Annotated in this window: 16 protein-coding genes; 10 read left to right on the plus strand and 6 right to left on the minus strand. The window is 35.8% G+C overall.

The window, feature by feature from the left end; all coding sequences use genetic code 11:
* Window positions 1–71: 71 nt before the first annotated feature.
* From B4F31_RS08240 to rlmH, 3 genes are all read right to left on the minus strand, one after another.
* Window positions 72–1,859 (minus strand): DEAD/DEAH box helicase, encoded by a 1,788-nt coding sequence (locus B4F31_RS08240; protein WP_286761054.1) that lies wholly within the window; start codon window positions 1,857–1,859, stop codon window positions 72–74.
* A 63-nt stretch (window positions 1,860–1,922) separates the two neighbouring features.
* Window positions 1,923–2,495, minus strand: a complete 573-nt coding sequence (locus B4F31_RS08245) for a non-canonical purine NTP diphosphatase (RefSeq protein ID WP_286761055.1) — start codon at window positions 2,493–2,495, stop codon at window positions 1,923–1,925.
* 10 nt (window positions 2,496–2,505) lie between these two features.
* Window positions 2,506–2,979 carry a 23S rRNA (pseudouridine(1915)-N(3))-methyltransferase RlmH gene (gene rlmH / locus B4F31_RS08250; protein ID WP_286761056.1) on the minus strand — a complete coding sequence of 158 codons (474 nt, stop codon included), beginning with the start codon at window positions 2,977–2,979 and terminating at the stop codon, window positions 2,506–2,508.
* 51 nt (window positions 2,980–3,030) lie between these two features.
* On the opposite strand from rlmH, the gene nadC reads away from it, so the two are divergent.
* The 5 genes from nadC (at window position 3,031) to priA (ending at window position 8,383) form a co-directional block, all read left to right on the plus strand.
* Entirely contained in the window at window positions 3,031–3,888 is an 858-nt protein-coding gene (nadC, locus tag B4F31_RS08255) for a carboxylating nicotinate-nucleotide diphosphorylase (RefSeq protein ID WP_286761057.1), read from the plus strand.
* 3 nt (window positions 3,889–3,891) lie between these two features.
* Complete coding sequence (locus B4F31_RS08260) at window positions 3,892–4,809, plus strand: YihY/virulence factor BrkB family protein (protein WP_208225806.1); 918 nt, start codon at window positions 3,892–3,894, stop codon at window positions 4,807–4,809.
* Between the two features lie 26 nt (window positions 4,810–4,835).
* Window positions 4,836–5,399, plus strand: a complete 564-nt coding sequence (locus B4F31_RS08265) for a chalcone isomerase family protein (protein WP_208225805.1) — start codon at window positions 4,836–4,838, stop codon at window positions 5,397–5,399.
* Between the two features lie 12 nt (window positions 5,400–5,411).
* Window positions 5,412–5,849, plus strand: coding sequence for a DUF2147 domain-containing protein (locus B4F31_RS08270; protein ID WP_286761058.1), 438 nt, complete (start codon window positions 5,412–5,414; stop codon window positions 5,847–5,849).
* Window positions 5,850–5,929: 80 nt separating this feature from the next.
* Window positions 5,930–8,383, plus strand: coding sequence for a replication restart helicase PriA (gene priA, locus B4F31_RS08275; RefSeq protein WP_286761059.1), 2,454 nt, complete (start codon window positions 5,930–5,932; stop codon window positions 8,381–8,383).
* A 75-nt stretch (window positions 8,384–8,458) separates the two neighbouring features.
* On the opposite strand, the gene B4F31_RS08280 is transcribed toward priA, so the two are convergent.
* The gene (locus tag B4F31_RS08280) at window positions 8,459–9,172 is read right to left on the minus strand and encodes a LytR/AlgR family response regulator transcription factor (RefSeq protein WP_075327084.1); all 714 of its coding nucleotides are present in this window, start codon (window positions 9,170–9,172) and stop codon (window positions 8,459–8,461) included.
* Between the two features lie 326 nt (window positions 9,173–9,498).
* Between B4F31_RS08280 and rpsF the strand changes: the two genes are divergently transcribed.
* The 4 genes from rpsF to B4F31_RS08300 all read left to right on the plus strand — a co-directional run bounded on the left by rpsF (window position 9,499) and on the right by B4F31_RS08300 (window position 11,346).
* The gene (gene rpsF, locus B4F31_RS08285) at window positions 9,499–9,840 is read left to right on the plus strand and encodes a 30S ribosomal protein S6 (protein WP_075327083.1); all 342 of its coding nucleotides are present in this window, start codon (window positions 9,499–9,501) and stop codon (window positions 9,838–9,840) included.
* A gap of 2 nt (window positions 9,841–9,842) precedes the next feature.
* Window positions 9,843–10,142, plus strand: coding sequence for a 30S ribosomal protein S18 (gene rpsR, locus B4F31_RS08290; RefSeq protein ID WP_075327082.1), 300 nt, complete (start codon window positions 9,843–9,845; stop codon window positions 10,140–10,142).
* Window positions 10,143–10,154: 12 nt separating this feature from the next.
* Entirely contained in the window at window positions 10,155–10,604 is a 450-nt protein-coding gene (gene rplI, locus B4F31_RS08295) for a 50S ribosomal protein L9 (RefSeq protein WP_075327081.1), read from the plus strand.
* Between the two features lie 265 nt (window positions 10,605–10,869).
* Window positions 10,870–11,346 carry a DUF6495 family protein gene (locus B4F31_RS08300; RefSeq protein ID WP_075327080.1) on the plus strand — a complete coding sequence of 159 codons (477 nt, stop codon included), beginning with the start codon at window positions 10,870–10,872 and terminating at the stop codon, window positions 11,344–11,346.
* 132 nt (window positions 11,347–11,478) lie between these two features.
* Here B4F31_RS08300 and B4F31_RS08305 read toward each other — a convergent pair whose 3' ends face one another.
* Complete coding sequence (locus B4F31_RS08305; protein ID WP_075327079.1) at window positions 11,479–12,726, minus strand: ABC transporter permease; 1,248 nt, start codon at window positions 12,724–12,726, stop codon at window positions 11,479–11,481.
* Window positions 12,727–12,894: 168 nt separating this feature from the next.
* Here B4F31_RS08305 and hisS point away from each other — a divergent pair, with 168 nt between their 5' ends.
* The gene (hisS, locus tag B4F31_RS08310) at window positions 12,895–14,265 is read left to right on the plus strand and encodes a histidine--tRNA ligase (protein ID WP_286761070.1); all 1,371 of its coding nucleotides are present in this window, start codon (window positions 12,895–12,897) and stop codon (window positions 14,263–14,265) included.
* A 209-nt stretch (window positions 14,266–14,474) separates the two neighbouring features.
* Here the strand turns inward: hisS and B4F31_RS08315 are convergent, their stop codons facing one another.
* Window positions 14,475–15,428: an aldo/keto reductase gene (locus B4F31_RS08315; RefSeq protein WP_093306474.1), complete on the minus strand. Its 954-nt coding sequence runs from the start codon at window positions 15,426–15,428 to the stop codon at window positions 14,475–14,477.
* Window positions 15,429–15,443: the final 15 nt, after the last annotated feature.

A 15,443-nucleotide genomic window follows, 5' to 3' on the forward strand; every position in this document is an offset into this window, starting at 1 on the left:
TTGGCGCCTAAATTATAAAATACTTATAAAAAACAATGCCATAATTGAAAATTTAGGCGCCAGATGTGAATTTAATTTTTGCTCCGTCTTCTTTTAATAGAGCTTTCTATGTTTTTGCTTCGGTTTCCAGATTTTTTTCCTTTTCCAGAACCACCTTTAAAATCGTCTGAACGTCTACGTCCACCTCCTTTAAAGTCAGGTTTGCCACCGCCTTTGTTAAATTTACCGCCTTTTCGGCCGCCACCGCCGCCGCGTTTTCCACGTCCGCCGGTATCAGTAGTTTCTTCAACATTAATATATCTACCCTGATGTTTAAAGTCTTTAAAGGTGCTTAAAACAGTTTCGGTATTTTTTGCATCGGTATTAAAGAAAGAGAAGCTGTCTTTAACATCAACTTTATAAACATCGTCACGGCCAAGATCTAAAGTAGCCTTAAGGAAGTCCTTTAAGCTCATCCAGTCAAAATCATCTTTTGCACCTACATTTATAAAGTAACGTGTAGAATCTCCAGAACCACCACCATCTGCAGGAGCGGAAGGAGAACTTAAACCTTCAGAATTTTTATAATAATTGAAGAAACGAGTAAATTCTACAGAAAAGAATTTCTTAATAAGCTCTTCTTTGGTAAAATCTTCTAATACCTCATTAATTCCCGGTAGATACGCATCTATATCGTGATTAATCTTGGTTTCTTTAATATCGTTTGCAAGGTGAAACAGCTGCACACGGCAAATTTCCATTCCGTCTGGAATATCTTTTTGCTCAAATTTCTGCTGAATAATACGCTCAATACTTTTAATTTTACGCATTTCACTTTTGGTAACAATAACCATAGAAACTCCGCTCTTGCCAGCACGACCGGTACGGCCACTACGGTGAGTATACGTTTCAATCTCATCGGGTAACTGGTAGTTGATTACGTGAGTAATATCGTCTACATCAATTCCACGTGCAGCAACATCTGTAGCTACCAACATTTGGATTTGCTTGTTTCTAAAACTTTTCATCACCAAATCACGTTGATTCTGGCTAAGGTCACCGTGCAAAGCTGCAGCGCTATAACCGTCCTCAATAAGTTTTTCAGCTACTTTTTGAGTATCTCTTTTTGTTCGGCAAAAAATTACTGAAAAGATATCTGGATTGGCATCTGCCAGTCTTTTTAAAGCTTCGTAACGTTGTCTTGAATTTACCAGGTAAAACTCGTGGGAAACATTAGATGTTCCCTGGTTTTTAGATCCTACGGTAATTTCAATAGGAGTACGCATAAATTTCTTGGCAATTGTTGCAACTTCTTTAGGCATAGTGGCAGAAAATAACCAAGTATGCTTTTCTTTTGGAGTATGAGAAAGAATTGCTTTAATGTCTTCAAAGAAGCCCATATTAAGCATTTCATCGGCTTCATCTAAAACACAGTATTCTATTTTAGAAATATCTACAAGATTACGATTAATCATATCTTGCATACGTCCCGGTGTTGCCACAATAATTTGAGCTCCACGTTCAATTTGTCTGGCCTGGTCTGTAATGCTGGCACCACCATAAATAGCAACCGGATTAAGACCTTTTTCAAACTTCGAGTAATTCTTTAATTCGTTGGTAATTTGCAGGCAAAGTTCACGTGTTGGTGAAAGAATTAATGCCTGGGTATGTTTTTTACTTACGTTTATTTTCTGGATAAGCGGGAATCCAAAAGCAGCTGTCTTTCCTGTACCGGTTTGGGCCAATGCCACCATATCGGTATCTTCGTTTAGTAAAACAGGAATCGCTTTTTCCTGTATCTCACTTGGGCTTGTAAAACCCATTTCTTCGACTGCTTTAAGAATAGAAGGGTTTAAACCTAATTGTTCAAATTTGTTCATATAAAAAATTAAATAAGCGGCAAAGGTACGGCTTACATAGCAATATACACCTATCTAGTTCTTTTATTTTGAAAGATAGGCGATTAGCTCTCTAAAGGCTTTTCCACGATGACTTATTTCTGATTTTTCACCAAGGCTCATTTCGGCAAAAGTCTTTTCAAAATCATTTGGTTTAAATACAGGATCATAACCAAAACCCTTTTCCCCGCGTATTTCTTTTATAATTTCGCCTTTGCAAATTCCGGTAAAGAGGTTTTGCCTGTCGTTTAAATTTAAAGCAATGGTAGTTTTAAATTGAGCGTTTCGGTTTTCTTTATTTTCCAACTCGCTTAGTAATTTTCTCACATTTGCGGCATCATCCTTATTTTCTCCTGCGAAACGAGCAGAGTAAACCCCGGGTTTTCCATTTAGCGCTTCAACTTCCAGCCCGGTATCATCTGCAAAACAATCGTAACCGTATCGGTTTTTAACATATTCTGCTTTTAAAATTGCATTACCTTCAATAGTATCGGCAGTTTCGGGAATATCTTCCTCACAACCAATATCGTCCAAAGACAGTAGTTTGATGTAATGTGGCAAAAGTGCCTTAATTTCAATTAGCTTATTTTTATTATGCGTAGCGAATACAAGTTCCATAGATTGGGTTTTAGCGGTGGTGGTAGGGTTCGTTTTTCAAAATAGTGAAAGCACGGTATAATTGTTCGGTAAAAAATAAGCGAACCATTTGGTGAGAGAATGTCATTTGTGAGAGTGCTACTTTAGAATTGGCTCTTTGGTAAACCGCTTCAGAAAAACCATAAGGCCCGCCAATTACAAAAATAAGTTGCTTGAGCCCACTGTTTAATCTTTTCTGAATGTATACTGAAAATTTTTCTGAAGAAAATTCTTTTCCATTTTCATCTAAAAGCACCAGGTAATCTGAATTCTGAACTTTTGCCAGTATTAATTCCCCTTCTTTTTCCTTTTGTTGATTTTCATCAAGGTTTTTCGTCTTTTTAAGATCGGGAATAATTTCAATTTCAAATTTATTATAAAACTGAAGTCGTTTTTTATAAACTTCAATAAGCTGTTTAAGCTCCCTGTTATCGGTCTTTCCTATGCAGAGTAATTTTATGGTCATTCGGTATATTTAACGCAGACTTTGCTACATTTACAAAAATAAGTATTGCAAATGATCTCAAAAGAACAATTTGAAAAAGAAATAGACCTAATTATTGAAAATGCGCTTAGAGAAGACGTTGGAGAAGGTGATCATAGCTCTCTGGCCTGTATTCCTGAAGAAGCTATAGGAAAAGCTAAACTCCTGGTGAAAGATAAAGGAATTCTGGCAGGAGTAGATTTTGCCCTGCAGGTTTTTGATAAAGTAGACCCTGAGTTAAAAGTTGAAGTTTTACTCAAAGACGGTAAAACAATACAAAGGGGAGATGTGGCTTTTTTTGTAGAAGGGAGTTCACAATCAATTTTAAAGGCCGAAAGATTAGTATTAAACGCTATGCAGAGAATGAGCGCCATAGCTACCAAAACAAATACTTTTGTTCAAAAACTGGAAGGTACTAACACTAAAATTTTGGATACCCGAAAAACCACTCCAGGGATTAGAGCGCTGGAAAAATGGTCAGTAAAAATTGGGGGAGGGGAGAATCATAGGTTTGCTTTGTATGATATGATCATGTTAAAGGATAATCATATAGATTTTGCCGGCGGAATTTCTAAAGCAATTAACAAGACTAAAGATTACCTTAAGAGCAATAAACTTGATCTTAAAATAATTGTTGAAGCGAGAAATTTAAAGGAAATTGAAGAAATTCTAGAAAACGAAGGTGTTCACCGTATTTTAATAGATAACTTTAATTATGAAGATACCCGTAGAGCGGTGAAACTTATTAATGGTAAATGCCAAACAGAATCCAGCGGAGGAATTACCCTGGATACCGCGCGTAAATATGCAGAATGCGGCGTAGATTATATTTCCAGTGGTGCGTTAACGCATTCGGTTTATAACTTAGATCTTAGCTTAAAAGCAATATAAGGTATGGCTCCAAAAAAAGCCTTTCTGTCTAAATTAGAACAATTTTCAAATTGGTGGGAGAGAAAGACCAGGGCTATAATTTTGCCCGGCTTTGATGGCCTATCGCTTTACGATCTTTGGGAAATTTATTCGGGAGGAATTATTAAAGGAACCTTTTCTACCAGGGCAAGTGCCATTGCATTTAGTTTTTTTATGGCGCTGTTTCCGTTCTTGCTGTTTATGCTTAACCTAATTCCCTATATCCAATTTATAGACGATTTCCAGCTGCAGTTCCTGCTTTTTATGGAATCTTTATTACCGCCAGATACCCAGGAATATTTTAACGATATTTTGCTAGATATTGCCAATACCCCCAGGGGTGGACTACTTTCTATCGCTTTTCTTGTTTCCATATTTTTAATGACCAATGGAATAAACGCGATTTTTACCGGGTTTGAATTTTCTTATCATACCAACGCCAACAGGTCTATAATTAGACAATACTTGGTAGCCGTGGGAATATCCCTTATTATGGCATTGTTGTTGCTTCTTACCATTATACTGGTAGTCTATTTAACTTATGCAATGGACGATTTAAAGGAGTTAGGCCTGGCAACAGATGGAGGCGCTGCCATTGTAAAATATGTTGGGTTTGTTTTACTAATTTATATTGTAGTGGCCATGTTGTATTATTTTGGCACTAAAGAAGCCAGGCAGGCAAGATTCTTTTCTATAGGAGCTCTTTTTACTACTTTATTAATAATTATAACTACTTATTTCTTTGGGTTGTATATAGAAAACTTTTCAGCGTATAACGAATTATATGGTTCTATAGGGGCATTGCTAATTTTAATGGTGTATATCTGGTTAAATTCTAATATATTGCTCTTAGGATTTGAATTAAATGCTTCTTTAATAAAAATGAAGAAAAAAATTAAATAACTTAACAACCTAAAACCACATTAAAAATGAAAAAATTAATAGTTGTATTAATAGCCGTTTTCGGCTTAAATTTAACTTCAGCACAAACCGAAATTGGAGGTGCTACTTTACCTGCTACTTTAGAATATGGCTCTGAAACAATGACGCTGAACGGCGCCGGAGTTAGAGAAAAGTTTTGGATGGATATGTATGCCGGCGGACTTTACCTTAAAAATAAATCTGGAAATGCTTCTGAAATAATGAATAAAGATGAAGCTATGGCAATAAGATTGCACATAGTTTCAAAAATGATTACCAGCGACCGAATGATTGACGCAGTTACTGAAGGTTTTGAAAGCTCAACCGGTGGAAATACAGCCCCAATTTCAGCAGAAATAAAAAAGTTCATCAGCTTTTTTAAAGATGAAATAAATAAAGAAGATGTTTTTGATATCGTTTATTTGCCATCAAGAGGTTCAGTAATTTATAAAAATGAAAAAGAAAGTGGCTCAATTGAAGGAATGGAGTTTAAAAAGGCTTTATTTGGAATATGGCTTTCTAATGAACCCGCAGATGATGACCTTAAAGAAGGTATGCTGGGTAAACAATAAAACAATAAGATAATGACAACCAAATTCAACTTAATTAACCTACTACTTTTTGGATTTATCCTGATTTCCTCAGGAGTCCACGCGCAAGGGGTATTTGGTAAATGGAAGGTAGTAAACGATGCCGGCCGTGTGAATTCTATAATAGAGATTTACGAAGAAGACGATGCAGTTCACGGTAAAGTGATAAAGATTACCAAAGAAGAAGATCGTGACCAAAAATGTACCGAGTGCCCGGGAGAGCTTAAAAATAAACCTATAGAGGGCCTAAATGTGATTCGTGACTTTATAAAAGATGGTGATGAATATATAGATGGAACTTTAATAGACCCGAAGTCCGGGAAAGAATATAAAGGTAAAATTTGGGTTGATGAAAAAAATCCCGATAAACTAAATGTTAGAGGTTATATCGCTTTTTTCTACAAAACGAAAATTTGGGAAAGAGCAGAATAAAACTTTCTAAAATTTAAAACACTAAAAACCATTCTTATTTAAGGATGGTTTTTATTTTTGATTAAACTTTCAATTTCCATATGGCCTATTTTATAGATGTAATTTTGCCGTTGCCGTTACAAAAACGCTTCACGTATTCAATAAGCAAAGCTGAAGCCGATTTTTTGGAAGAAGGAATGCGAGTTGCAGTTCCCTTTGGAAAATCAAAAGTGTATACCGCTATTGTTGGGAAAATTCATCAAAATCCGCCGCAGCTTTACGAGGCTAAACCTATTAACCAGATTCTAGATAAGAATCCGTTGGTTACAGCACATCAACTAAAATTCTGGGCCTGGATTGCTTCTTATTATATGTGTGCCGAAGGCGATGTTCTTAAAGCTGCTTTACCCGGTGCGTTTTTACTGGAAAGTGAAAGTATTGTACAGCTAATTAAAGATGCTGAATTTGATGAAAATCAGCTTAAAGATGAAGAGTTTTTAGTGATTGAAGCTTTGCAGCGACAGTCCTCGGTGAAAATTCAGGAAGTGATGAAAATCCTGGATAAAAAAGCAGTATTACCGGTAATAAATGCCCTGGTAGAAAAAGGTTTGGTGGTTCTTAACCAAGAAATTTATGAGCAGTATAAGCCGAAGAAAATACGCTTTGTAAAATTGAACCCGGTTTATGATAATGAAACCGAAATGCATCGCCTTCTGGATGATTTAGAAAAAGCACCAAAGCAGAAAGAAGCTTTACTAAGTTTTTTCAGTATTAAAGCACAACATAAAAAGCCATTAAAAGTAAAAGATTTAAGCGCAAAATCAGGGGTTTCAGCAGCGATTATAAAGAGCCTCATCAATAAGAAAATTCTCGAAGAATATTACGAAAAAACCGATAGAGTTACGTTTAATGGCGATGCTTCAGAAACAGGGATTCAGTTAAGTGAAATTCAGCAGAAAGCTTTTTCAGAAATTAAGGCAGGTCTCAAAGAACAGGATGTTTGTTTATTCCACGGAATAACTTCTTCAGGGAAGACTGAAATTTATATCAAACTTATAGAAGAGGTTATTGAGAATGGCCAACAGGCACTTTATGTTTTGCCTGAAATTGCCTTAACCACCCAGTTAATTGAACGTTTGCGAGCTTATTTTGGAGATAAAGTTTTGGTCTATCACAGTAAATATTCGGTAAATGAAAGGGTAGAAGTGTACCGGCATATTTTAGAAGATTCAGAAAAAGCGAGGATAGTGATTGGCGCGCGTTCTTCAATTTTTCTTCCTTTCGCAAATCTCGGCTTAGTGGTGGTAGACGAAGAACACGAAACCTCATTTAAACAATTTGATCCTGCCCCGCGATACCACGCCAGGGATGCGGCCGTGGTTTTGGCGAATTTCTTTAATGCGAAAACTATTTTGGGATCGGCGACTCCTTCTTTAGAATCTTATTTTAACGCACAACATCATAAATATGCTTTGGTAGAATTAAATAGAAGGTATGGTGATGTCCTGGAACCCGAAATGGAAATTGTAGATATAAAAACAAAATATAAAAAGAAGGAGATGAAGGGGCATTTTTCTGATAGAATGCTCGCGGAAATTAAAGAAACCCTGAATGTAGGGGAACAGGTAATTTTATTTCAAAACCGAAGAGGTTTTTCTCCTGTGCTGGAATGTAATACTTGCGGCCACTCTCCGCAATGTCCTAACTGCGATGTAAGTTTGACTTATCACAGCCATAACAACCAGCTACGGTGCCATTATTGCGGCTATCATATTGCAATGCAAAAGAAATGTATGGCTTGCGATAGTTCTGAAATTACCACCAAAGGTTTTGGAACTGAACAAATTGAAACTGAATTAAAAGCCATTTTTCCCGAATATAAAACCGCGAGAATGGACCAGGATACAACCCGTGGAAAATATGCCTACGAAAAATTAATAAATGCTTTTGAACAACAGGAAACAGATATTTTAATTGGAACTCAAATGCTTACCAAAGGTCTCGATTTTAGAAAAGTAAACCTGGTGGGAATTATGAATGCTGATAATTTACTGAATTTCCCTGACTTTAGAGCCCACGAACGCAGTTTCCAGTTGATGCTGCAAGTTGCGGGAAGGGCAGGAAGAACAAAAAAGCGTGGAAAGGTTTTAATTCAAAGTTATAATCCGCATCACCAGATTATTCAGCAGGTTTCAATGGGTGATTATTCGGGGATGTATAAAGACCAATTAGAAGAGCGGTATAATTATAAATACCCGCCCTTTCATCGTTTAATAAGAATTACATTAAAATGTCGTGATTTTTCTAAAACCAATGATGCTGCAGATTGGCTTGCCGCAGGAATGAAAAACGTTTTTAAGGAGAACGTTCTTGGTCCCGAATTCCCGCCCGTAGCCAGAATTAGAAACGAATATTATAAGAATATTTTGCTTAAAATTCCGCAGCAACAATCTTTAGGAAAAACAAAAGAAGTACTGCAAAGAATTATGGGAAGTTTTAATGCTATTGGCGCTTTTAGAAGTGTTAAAGTGGTGATTAATGTAGATCCTATATAATATATAAAGTAATAGGAATAATAAGTTAGAACCCGAAAACAAGTTCAGGTTAACGTTAAAAAAGAAAGTAATACTCTACTGAATCGCACTTAAAGCTTCAACCAGGTTGCTTTTTTTGTGGCGGCTAAGTGGTAATTTCTGTTTATCTATTTCAATATTCTTAGAATTGTATCTCTCAATTTTATCGAGGTTTACTATATAAGATTTATGAGTTCGCAGAAATTTATCATTGGGAAGTTGCTCTTCAAAAGATTTCATGGTAGCGAGAACTACAAAATTTTCTTTCTCGGTAACAAATTTTACGTAATCTCCCAGGGCCTGGATATATTTTAATTTATTGAGGAAAACCTTTCGGTTTTTAAGATTGCTTTTTACAAAAATATAATCTTCATCTTCTGGTGGTGCAGAGATCTGGTGCTTTAATTTGTAAAGATTTATCGCCTTATTCACCGCATTATTAAAGCGTTCTTTAGTTACCGGTTTATGAATATAATCTACGGCATCATAATCAAAAGCTTTAAAAGCATACTGTGTTTTCCCGGTCACAAAGATAATTTGTGGTTTGTTGGGAAGATCGTCAAGAAGTTCAAAACCTGTTAATACAGGCATTTCAATATCAAGAAATATCAAATCTATTTCATTATCGAGCAGGCCGTTTTTAGTTTCAATAGCGTTATTGTACTCGGCAACCAGCTTAAGATTAGCATGGTCTTTTATCAACTTTACGATAGATAATCGTTGTAAGCTGGAATCATCAACAACAATACATTTGAGTAAAATTTCTTCCACAGTAGTTAGGTTAAGTAATAACAATATTAAACATAAAATACTTAAATCACAAGATAAACTTTAAAATCATAGGTGAAATTCCAAGCTTATCTTTCATTTTGTAGTAAGAAATGAAGTGCTTTAACCCTGGTATTAAAATATTCTAATTTTTTATTCCAAAACTGGTTTAATCAAAAATCTAAATATTCTGAAACCTGACTTAAAAATCAAACCTTTTTTCTTTATTAATGCCTCTTTAAATTACTATATGGTAGTTTACTTTTAAGCTTTGATAATAGAAATAATTGAGTTACTTTTGCAGCCAAATAAATTTAAAGTAAATTTTTATGAACACTTATGAAACTGTTTTCATCTTGAATCCCGTTTTATCTGATGAGCAGATAAAGGAGACAGTTCAGAAATACGAAGAATTTCTTGTTTCTAAAGGGGCCGAGATGGTATCGAAAGAAGATTGGGGGCTTAGAAAATTAGCCTATCCAATTCAACACAAAAAAAGCGGGTTTTACCACCTGTTTGAATTCAAAGCTCCAGGAGAGGCTATAGAGCCGTTGGAACTTGCTTTTAGAAGAGACGAGCGTATGATGCGTTATTTAACTGTAAAGTTAGACAAGCACGCTATCGCTTGGGCTGAGAAAAGAAGAAATAGAAGACAACAAGAAAAAGCGTAAGTATGGCTACATCTATTGAACAACAAGCAAAAGGAAAAAAAGACGGAGAGATCAGGTATCTTACTCCTCTTAATATAGAGACCAGTAAAACGAAAAAGTATTGTCGTTTTAAGCGATCTGGAATTAAGTATATAGATTACAAAGATCCAGACTGGTTAATGAGTTTCGTAAACGAGCAGGGAAAATTATTGCCTCGTCGCTTAACAGGAACTTCTTTAAAATACCAAAGAAAAGTGGCTGTTGCTGTGAAAAGAGCACGTCACCTTGCGTTAATGCCATATGTTGGTGATTTACTAAAATAAAAAGAGGCAATTATGGAATTGATACTTAAACAAGACGTAGATAATTTAGGCTTTAAAGATGATGTTGTAAACGTTAAAAACGGTTACGGTAGAAATTATCTTATACCTCAGGGATATGCACATCTTGCAACTCCTTCAGCTAAAAAAGTTTTGGCGGAGACCCTGAAACAAAGAGCTTATAAAGAGCAAAAATTTATCGACGAAGCTAAAAAGCAGGCTGAAAAACTTAATAACGTTGAAGTTAAGTTAACAGCTAAAGCCGGTGCAGGAGACAAATTATTTGGATCTATTACTAACGCTGATTTGGCCGATGCACTTGCTAAAGAAGGCATTGAAATCGATAAGAAATATATAACTATAGCTGGTGGAAACATCAAGAGATTAGGACAGTACGAAGCAACTTTACGTTTTCATCGTGAAGTGATTTCTACTTACAATTTTGATGTTGTAGCTGAAGCTTAATTTATTTTTTTACAAAGTTTAAAAGCCCGCTCCAGTAGTGGGCTTTTCTTATTCTAATGAGACCCTGATTTACAAGTAGCGAAGCTACGCCGTAAATTAGTTGGTCGAATTAATCCAGACGCAGGTCGGGATCTTTATTATCGTCAAGCTGAACTGGTTTCAGCTTCTAACATGTTGGCATTCCAAATATTTAGATTCCGAAATAAATTTAGAATGACGATTTTAAATATATGGAATTTGAAAGTTAATTTTAATTTTTACCAAAATGAAATATTCCAGATTAACCAAAGAGCAGTTTGAAGAAATGAAGCAGGAATTTATTAATTTCCTTGCTACACAATCTATTACTGCAGATGAGTGGGAAGATATTAAAAAGAACAAGCCAAAGGCTGCAGAGCAGGAACTTGATGTTTTTAGCGATCTAATTTGGGAAGGGGTTCTTAATAAAGTAGAATATCTGGAGCACTTTTCTGCAAATCAAATCTATTTATTTCATATTACCGAAGTTACTATTCATCTTATTGCCATTAAAATTGAACATGAAGGAGTAGATCTCACTACCCGAAAAGGCTACAGCTGGCTACAAACTAATTTGCTGGACGAATCTGTGAATATTTATACTTCATCTAAAGCATTAAGTGACGATAGAAATAAAGATATTTTCGCGTTAATAAAGCAAGGAGCCAATATCACAAAGGGTGAGCTTTATAAGTATTTTGATAATATGGTAGAAAGCAAATAAGCTTTTAGAATCCTGGAATAAATTATTAAAAAGGTTAGTATAAGAAAAGGTTGAAAACAGTAAAATTTTAGTTTACTATTTATGCCTTACAAGGGATTAAATTCAATGAAAAATCTCTAATTTTACTACTTACTACTCATACCTAAGCGACTCAATAGGATCCTGCCTGGCTGCTTTGGCGGCGGGATAACTTCCGGCTAAAATGGCTACAAGAATAGTGATTGCAGTAGCCCAGATCATAGCCACCCAGGGCGTGGTAAAGTTAAAGTCGGCTGCGGCAGAAACGGCCATTCCAATTAATATTCCGAAGATAATGCCTACAATTCCACCAATTTGTCCAATTATAAGTGTTTCCATAAAAAATTGGGTAGCTATGGTTTTTCGCTTAGCACCTAAGGCTTTTCTTACTCCAATTTCTCGCGTTCTTTCGGTTACACTCACTAACATAATATTCATTAAAGCGATTGATGAACCAAAAATGGTAATTATAGAAATTATCCAGGCTGCAAAATTAAGATAACTGGTAATAGAAAAAATGCGGTTAATAAGATCGTCACTGCGTTCCATCCCAAAATTATTCTCTTCCATGGGATTCAATTTTCGTATATTCCTGAAGGTTAAAATAGCTTCGTCTTGCGCGCCTTCTAACAATTCCTTATCGTCAACTTTAACGCTTACTGCATAATTTATTTGCGGTTGGGTAAACATAGACCGCGCCAATTGTATAGGCATTAAAACACGTAAATCCTGGTTGTTTCCAAAAGTGGAGCCTTTTGATTCCAGAACCCCAATAACCCTAAATTTTGCTCCTCTAATACTAATAATTTTGTCTATAGGATCTGCACCTTTAAAAAGTCCTTCGGGCTTGGCAAAATCGGCTCCAAGCACTACTACGTTATTATTATTCTGAATATCAAAAATGTTGAATTCACGTCCTGCTTCTACATTTAACCCAGAATTTTCCAGGAAATTTTCGTTCACGCCAATTACACGTACTTCAGGATCGGTTTTTTCATTAATATATTTAACTTCTGCAACAGTAGTTCCTGTAAAGGAAACTGCGGTTTGTGCTTTAGGATATTGAAAATTTTCTTCAAATTTTTTTACTTCCCTATAACTAATTATAGGATTAATTTTTTCAACTTCCCCGCCACCCTGTCGCTGTGAATTGAAGTCGTACCGCTGAATATTAAAAGTATTTGCTCCCATAGAAGCAAAATCGCTGCTAATTGTGTTTTCCAGCGCGGTAACCGCACTTAAAATCCCAACCAGAGCAGTTATCCCAATGGCAATAATTAAAACTGTAAGAATAGTTCTAAGTAGCTGACTTTTAATGGAATTAAAAGCGATGCTTATGTTTTCTTTTAATAACCCGAACATAGAATGTTTTTTCAGTGCTATTTAATTAGACTTCATAAGTAGCAGAATGTTACTTAAAATCTGAAATTTGTTTGGGTTCGGGTAAAATTTAAGATATTTGCAGCAATGTTTCAGCCGGTTTGCGGCGTTAACTTTAAACTAAAAAAGGAAACTATTCCTCAAGATTGTATGGCACAAAAACCTTCTATTCCAAAAGGAACTCGAGATTTTAACCCGGCCGAAGTTGCCAAAAGAAATTATATTTTTGATGTAATTAAAACCGAATTTAAAAAGTTTGGTTTTCAGCCAATAGAGACTCCAAGTTTCGAGAACTCAGATACCCTGATGGGAAAATATGGGGAAGAAGGAGACCGTTTAATTTTTAAAATTCTAAATTCCGGAGATTTTCTTAAAAAAGCAGATAACGAAGCTTATGAAAAAAGAGATAGCTTAAAGATTACTTCTTCAATTAGTGAAAAAGCCCTCCGCTACGATCTTACGGTGCCTTTTGCCCGGTACGTGGTGCAACATCAAAATGAAATAGATTTTCCGTTTAAGCGCTACCAGATTCAACCGGTTTGGAGAGCCGATAGGCCGCAGAAAGGACGATTTAGAGAGTTTTTTCAATGTGATGCCGATGTTGTTGGAAGCAAAAGCTTGTGGCAGGAAGTTGAATTCGTACAATTATACGATGCCGTTTTTTCAGCATTAAAATTGGAAGGTGTAACCATTAAAATCAATAACCGAAAAGTATTATCTGGTTTTGCTGAAGTGATTGGCGAAAAAGACAAACTTATAGATTTTACTGTTGCCCTAGATAAGCTGGATAAAATAGGGGAAGAGGGCGTTAAAAAAGAAATGCTGCAAAAAGGTATTTCTGAAACTGCTATTGAAAAAATCCAACCAATTTTTGGATTACACGGTAATTTTACTGAAAAAATAGCCGGAATTAAAGAAATCCTGAGTTCATCGGAAACCGGTATGGAAGGAATTAAAGAACTGGAATTTGTTGAAAAAGCTATCCAGGAGATGCCTTTAAAAACTGCAAAACTTGACTTAGATGTTACTCTTGCCCGCGGACTCAATTATTATACCGGCGCAATTTTTGAAGTTTCGGCTCCCGAAAATGTAAAAATGGGCTCAATTGGTGGCGGTGGCCGTTACGACGATCTTACCGGAATTTTTGGCTTAAAAGATATGAGTGGCGTGGGAATTTCTTTTGGCCTGGACCGAATTTACCTGGTACTGGAAGAACTCAATCTTTTTCCTGAAGCTGTTACCCAAAACACCAAGGCACTTTTTATCAATTTTGGTGATAAAGAAGCACTTTACGCGCTAAAAGCAGTAAATAAATTGAGAAACGAAAGTGTTATTGCTGAACTATTTCCAGATGCAGCCAAAATGAAAAAGCAGATGAATTATGCCAACAAGCGCGAAATTCCATTTGTAATTCTTGCTGGAGAGGAAGAAATGGAAGCTGAAAAATTTACTCTGAAAAATATGAAATCTGGCGAGCAACAAAAAGTTGATTTCGCTGAATTGGTAAAGGTTTTAGGGTAATTAAATATGCTGATATAAATTTTTAAATTGTGGATTAGACGTCACCCCGAACTGGTTTCAGGGTCTAAGTTTAGCTTAAGTATTATCTTGTTAAATGCTAAAACGAGTTCAGCATGACGTTCTCTAATACTAATGGATAAAAGTAAGTTACACTGAATAATTTTGTTGTGTGAAGAGCTTTTAGCTGAAGCAATCTCTATATAGTATTTCTACTCTTCACTGGTCTTATTTAAAATCTCCATATCTTCATTAGAAAGAGAGATCTTTACCGCTTCGGTAAAGGATTTAAGATGTGAAGACTTAGTAGCGCTGGCAATTGGGGCACTTACTCCGGGTCTGTTTATTAACCAGGCAAGAGCAACAGCAGCTTGCGAAACATCATGTTTTTCTGAAATTTTATCAAGGGATTTCAGGATTTTTTTACCACGATTATTCAGGAATTTATCGGCAAACATTTTACGCTCTTTGCCTTCAAAATCTTCTTTAGTTCGGTATTTCCCGGTTAAAAATCCGCTGGCGAGTGAGAAATAAGGAATTACTCCTAAGTTATTCCTGGTGCAAATTTCTTTAATATCCCCTTCAAATTTATCACGCACCATTAAATTGTATTCAGGCTGAAAAACTTCATAAGCCGGTAAGTTTTTCTCAGTGGCTACATCCAGGGATTTTTGTAATCTTTCTGCAGAAAAGTTTGAAGCACCAATATGCTTTATTTCTCCTTTTTTTATAAACTTTTGATAAGCTTCCAGGGCTTCTTCCACAGGGGTTTCTCCATCATCAAAATGCGTAAAATATAAATCTATATAATCGGTTTGCAGTCTCGAAAGTGAATCCTGAACTGCACCGGTAAGATAATCTTGCGTATTATTTTTTGGCCCTCCGGGTTGTAAACTGGATCCACCTTTAGTAATTAAAGTAATTTTATCGCGTAATTTGCGTTCTTTCATCCATTTACCAATAATTCTTTCTGAAGTGCCGTGTGGAACGCCATCTGCCCAACGGGAGTAAACATCTGCGGTGTCTATGGTGGTGAAACCGAGCTCAAAAAGTTCGTCTAACATTTTAAAGGACTCTTTTTCATTTAATGTCCATCCAAAAACATTTCCTCCAAATATAATTGGTGCCGATCTTAAACCAGATTTTCCTAATTCAACTTTTTCCATTGCTTTATTTTTTCT

Origin of the sequence: Salegentibacter sp. UBA1130, assembly GCF_002311535.1 — a bacterium.
In the GTDB taxonomy this organism is placed as follows: Bacteria; Bacteroidota; Bacteroidia; order Flavobacteriales; family Flavobacteriaceae; genus Salegentibacter; species Salegentibacter agarivorans.

Coding starts and splice junctions, on each gene's coding strand:
- B4F31_RS08240 (WP_286761054.1), bottom strand. CDS start 1,859: ATGAACAAATTTGAACAATTAGGTTTAAACCCTTCTATTCTTAAAGCA.
- B4F31_RS08245 (WP_286761055.1), bottom strand. CDS start 2,495: ATGGAACTTGTATTCGCTACGCATAATAAAAATAAGCTAATTGAAATT.
- rlmH (WP_286761056.1), bottom strand. CDS start 2,979: ATGACCATAAAATTACTCTGCATAGGAAAGACCGATAACAGGGAGCTT.
- nadC (WP_286761057.1), top strand. CDS start 3,031: ATGATCTCAAAAGAACAATTTGAAAAAGAAATAGACCTAATTATTGAA.
- B4F31_RS08260 (WP_208225806.1), top strand. CDS start 3,892: ATGGCTCCAAAAAAAGCCTTTCTGTCTAAATTAGAACAATTTTCAAAT.
- B4F31_RS08265 (WP_208225805.1), top strand. CDS start 4,836: ATGAAAAAATTAATAGTTGTATTAATAGCCGTTTTCGGCTTAAATTTA.
- B4F31_RS08270 (WP_286761058.1), top strand. CDS start 5,412: ATGACAACCAAATTCAACTTAATTAACCTACTACTTTTTGGATTTATC.
- priA (WP_286761059.1), top strand. CDS start 5,930: ATGGCCTATTTTATAGATGTAATTTTGCCGTTGCCGTTACAAAAACGC.
- rpsF (WP_075327083.1), top strand. CDS start 9,499: ATGAACACTTATGAAACTGTTTTCATCTTGAATCCCGTTTTATCTGAT.
- rpsR (WP_075327082.1), top strand. CDS start 9,843: ATGGCTACATCTATTGAACAACAAGCAAAAGGAAAAAAAGACGGAGAG.
- rplI (WP_075327081.1), top strand. CDS start 10,155: ATGGAATTGATACTTAAACAAGACGTAGATAATTTAGGCTTTAAAGAT.
- B4F31_RS08300 (WP_075327080.1), top strand. CDS start 10,870: ATGAAATATTCCAGATTAACCAAAGAGCAGTTTGAAGAAATGAAGCAG.
- B4F31_RS08305 (WP_075327079.1), bottom strand. CDS start 12,726: ATGTTCGGGTTATTAAAAGAAAACATAAGCATCGCTTTTAATTCCATT.
- hisS (WP_286761070.1), top strand. CDS start 12,895: ATGGCACAAAAACCTTCTATTCCAAAAGGAACTCGAGATTTTAACCCG.
- B4F31_RS08315 (WP_093306474.1), bottom strand. CDS start 15,428: ATGGAAAAAGTTGAATTAGGAAAATCTGGTTTAAGATCGGCACCAATT.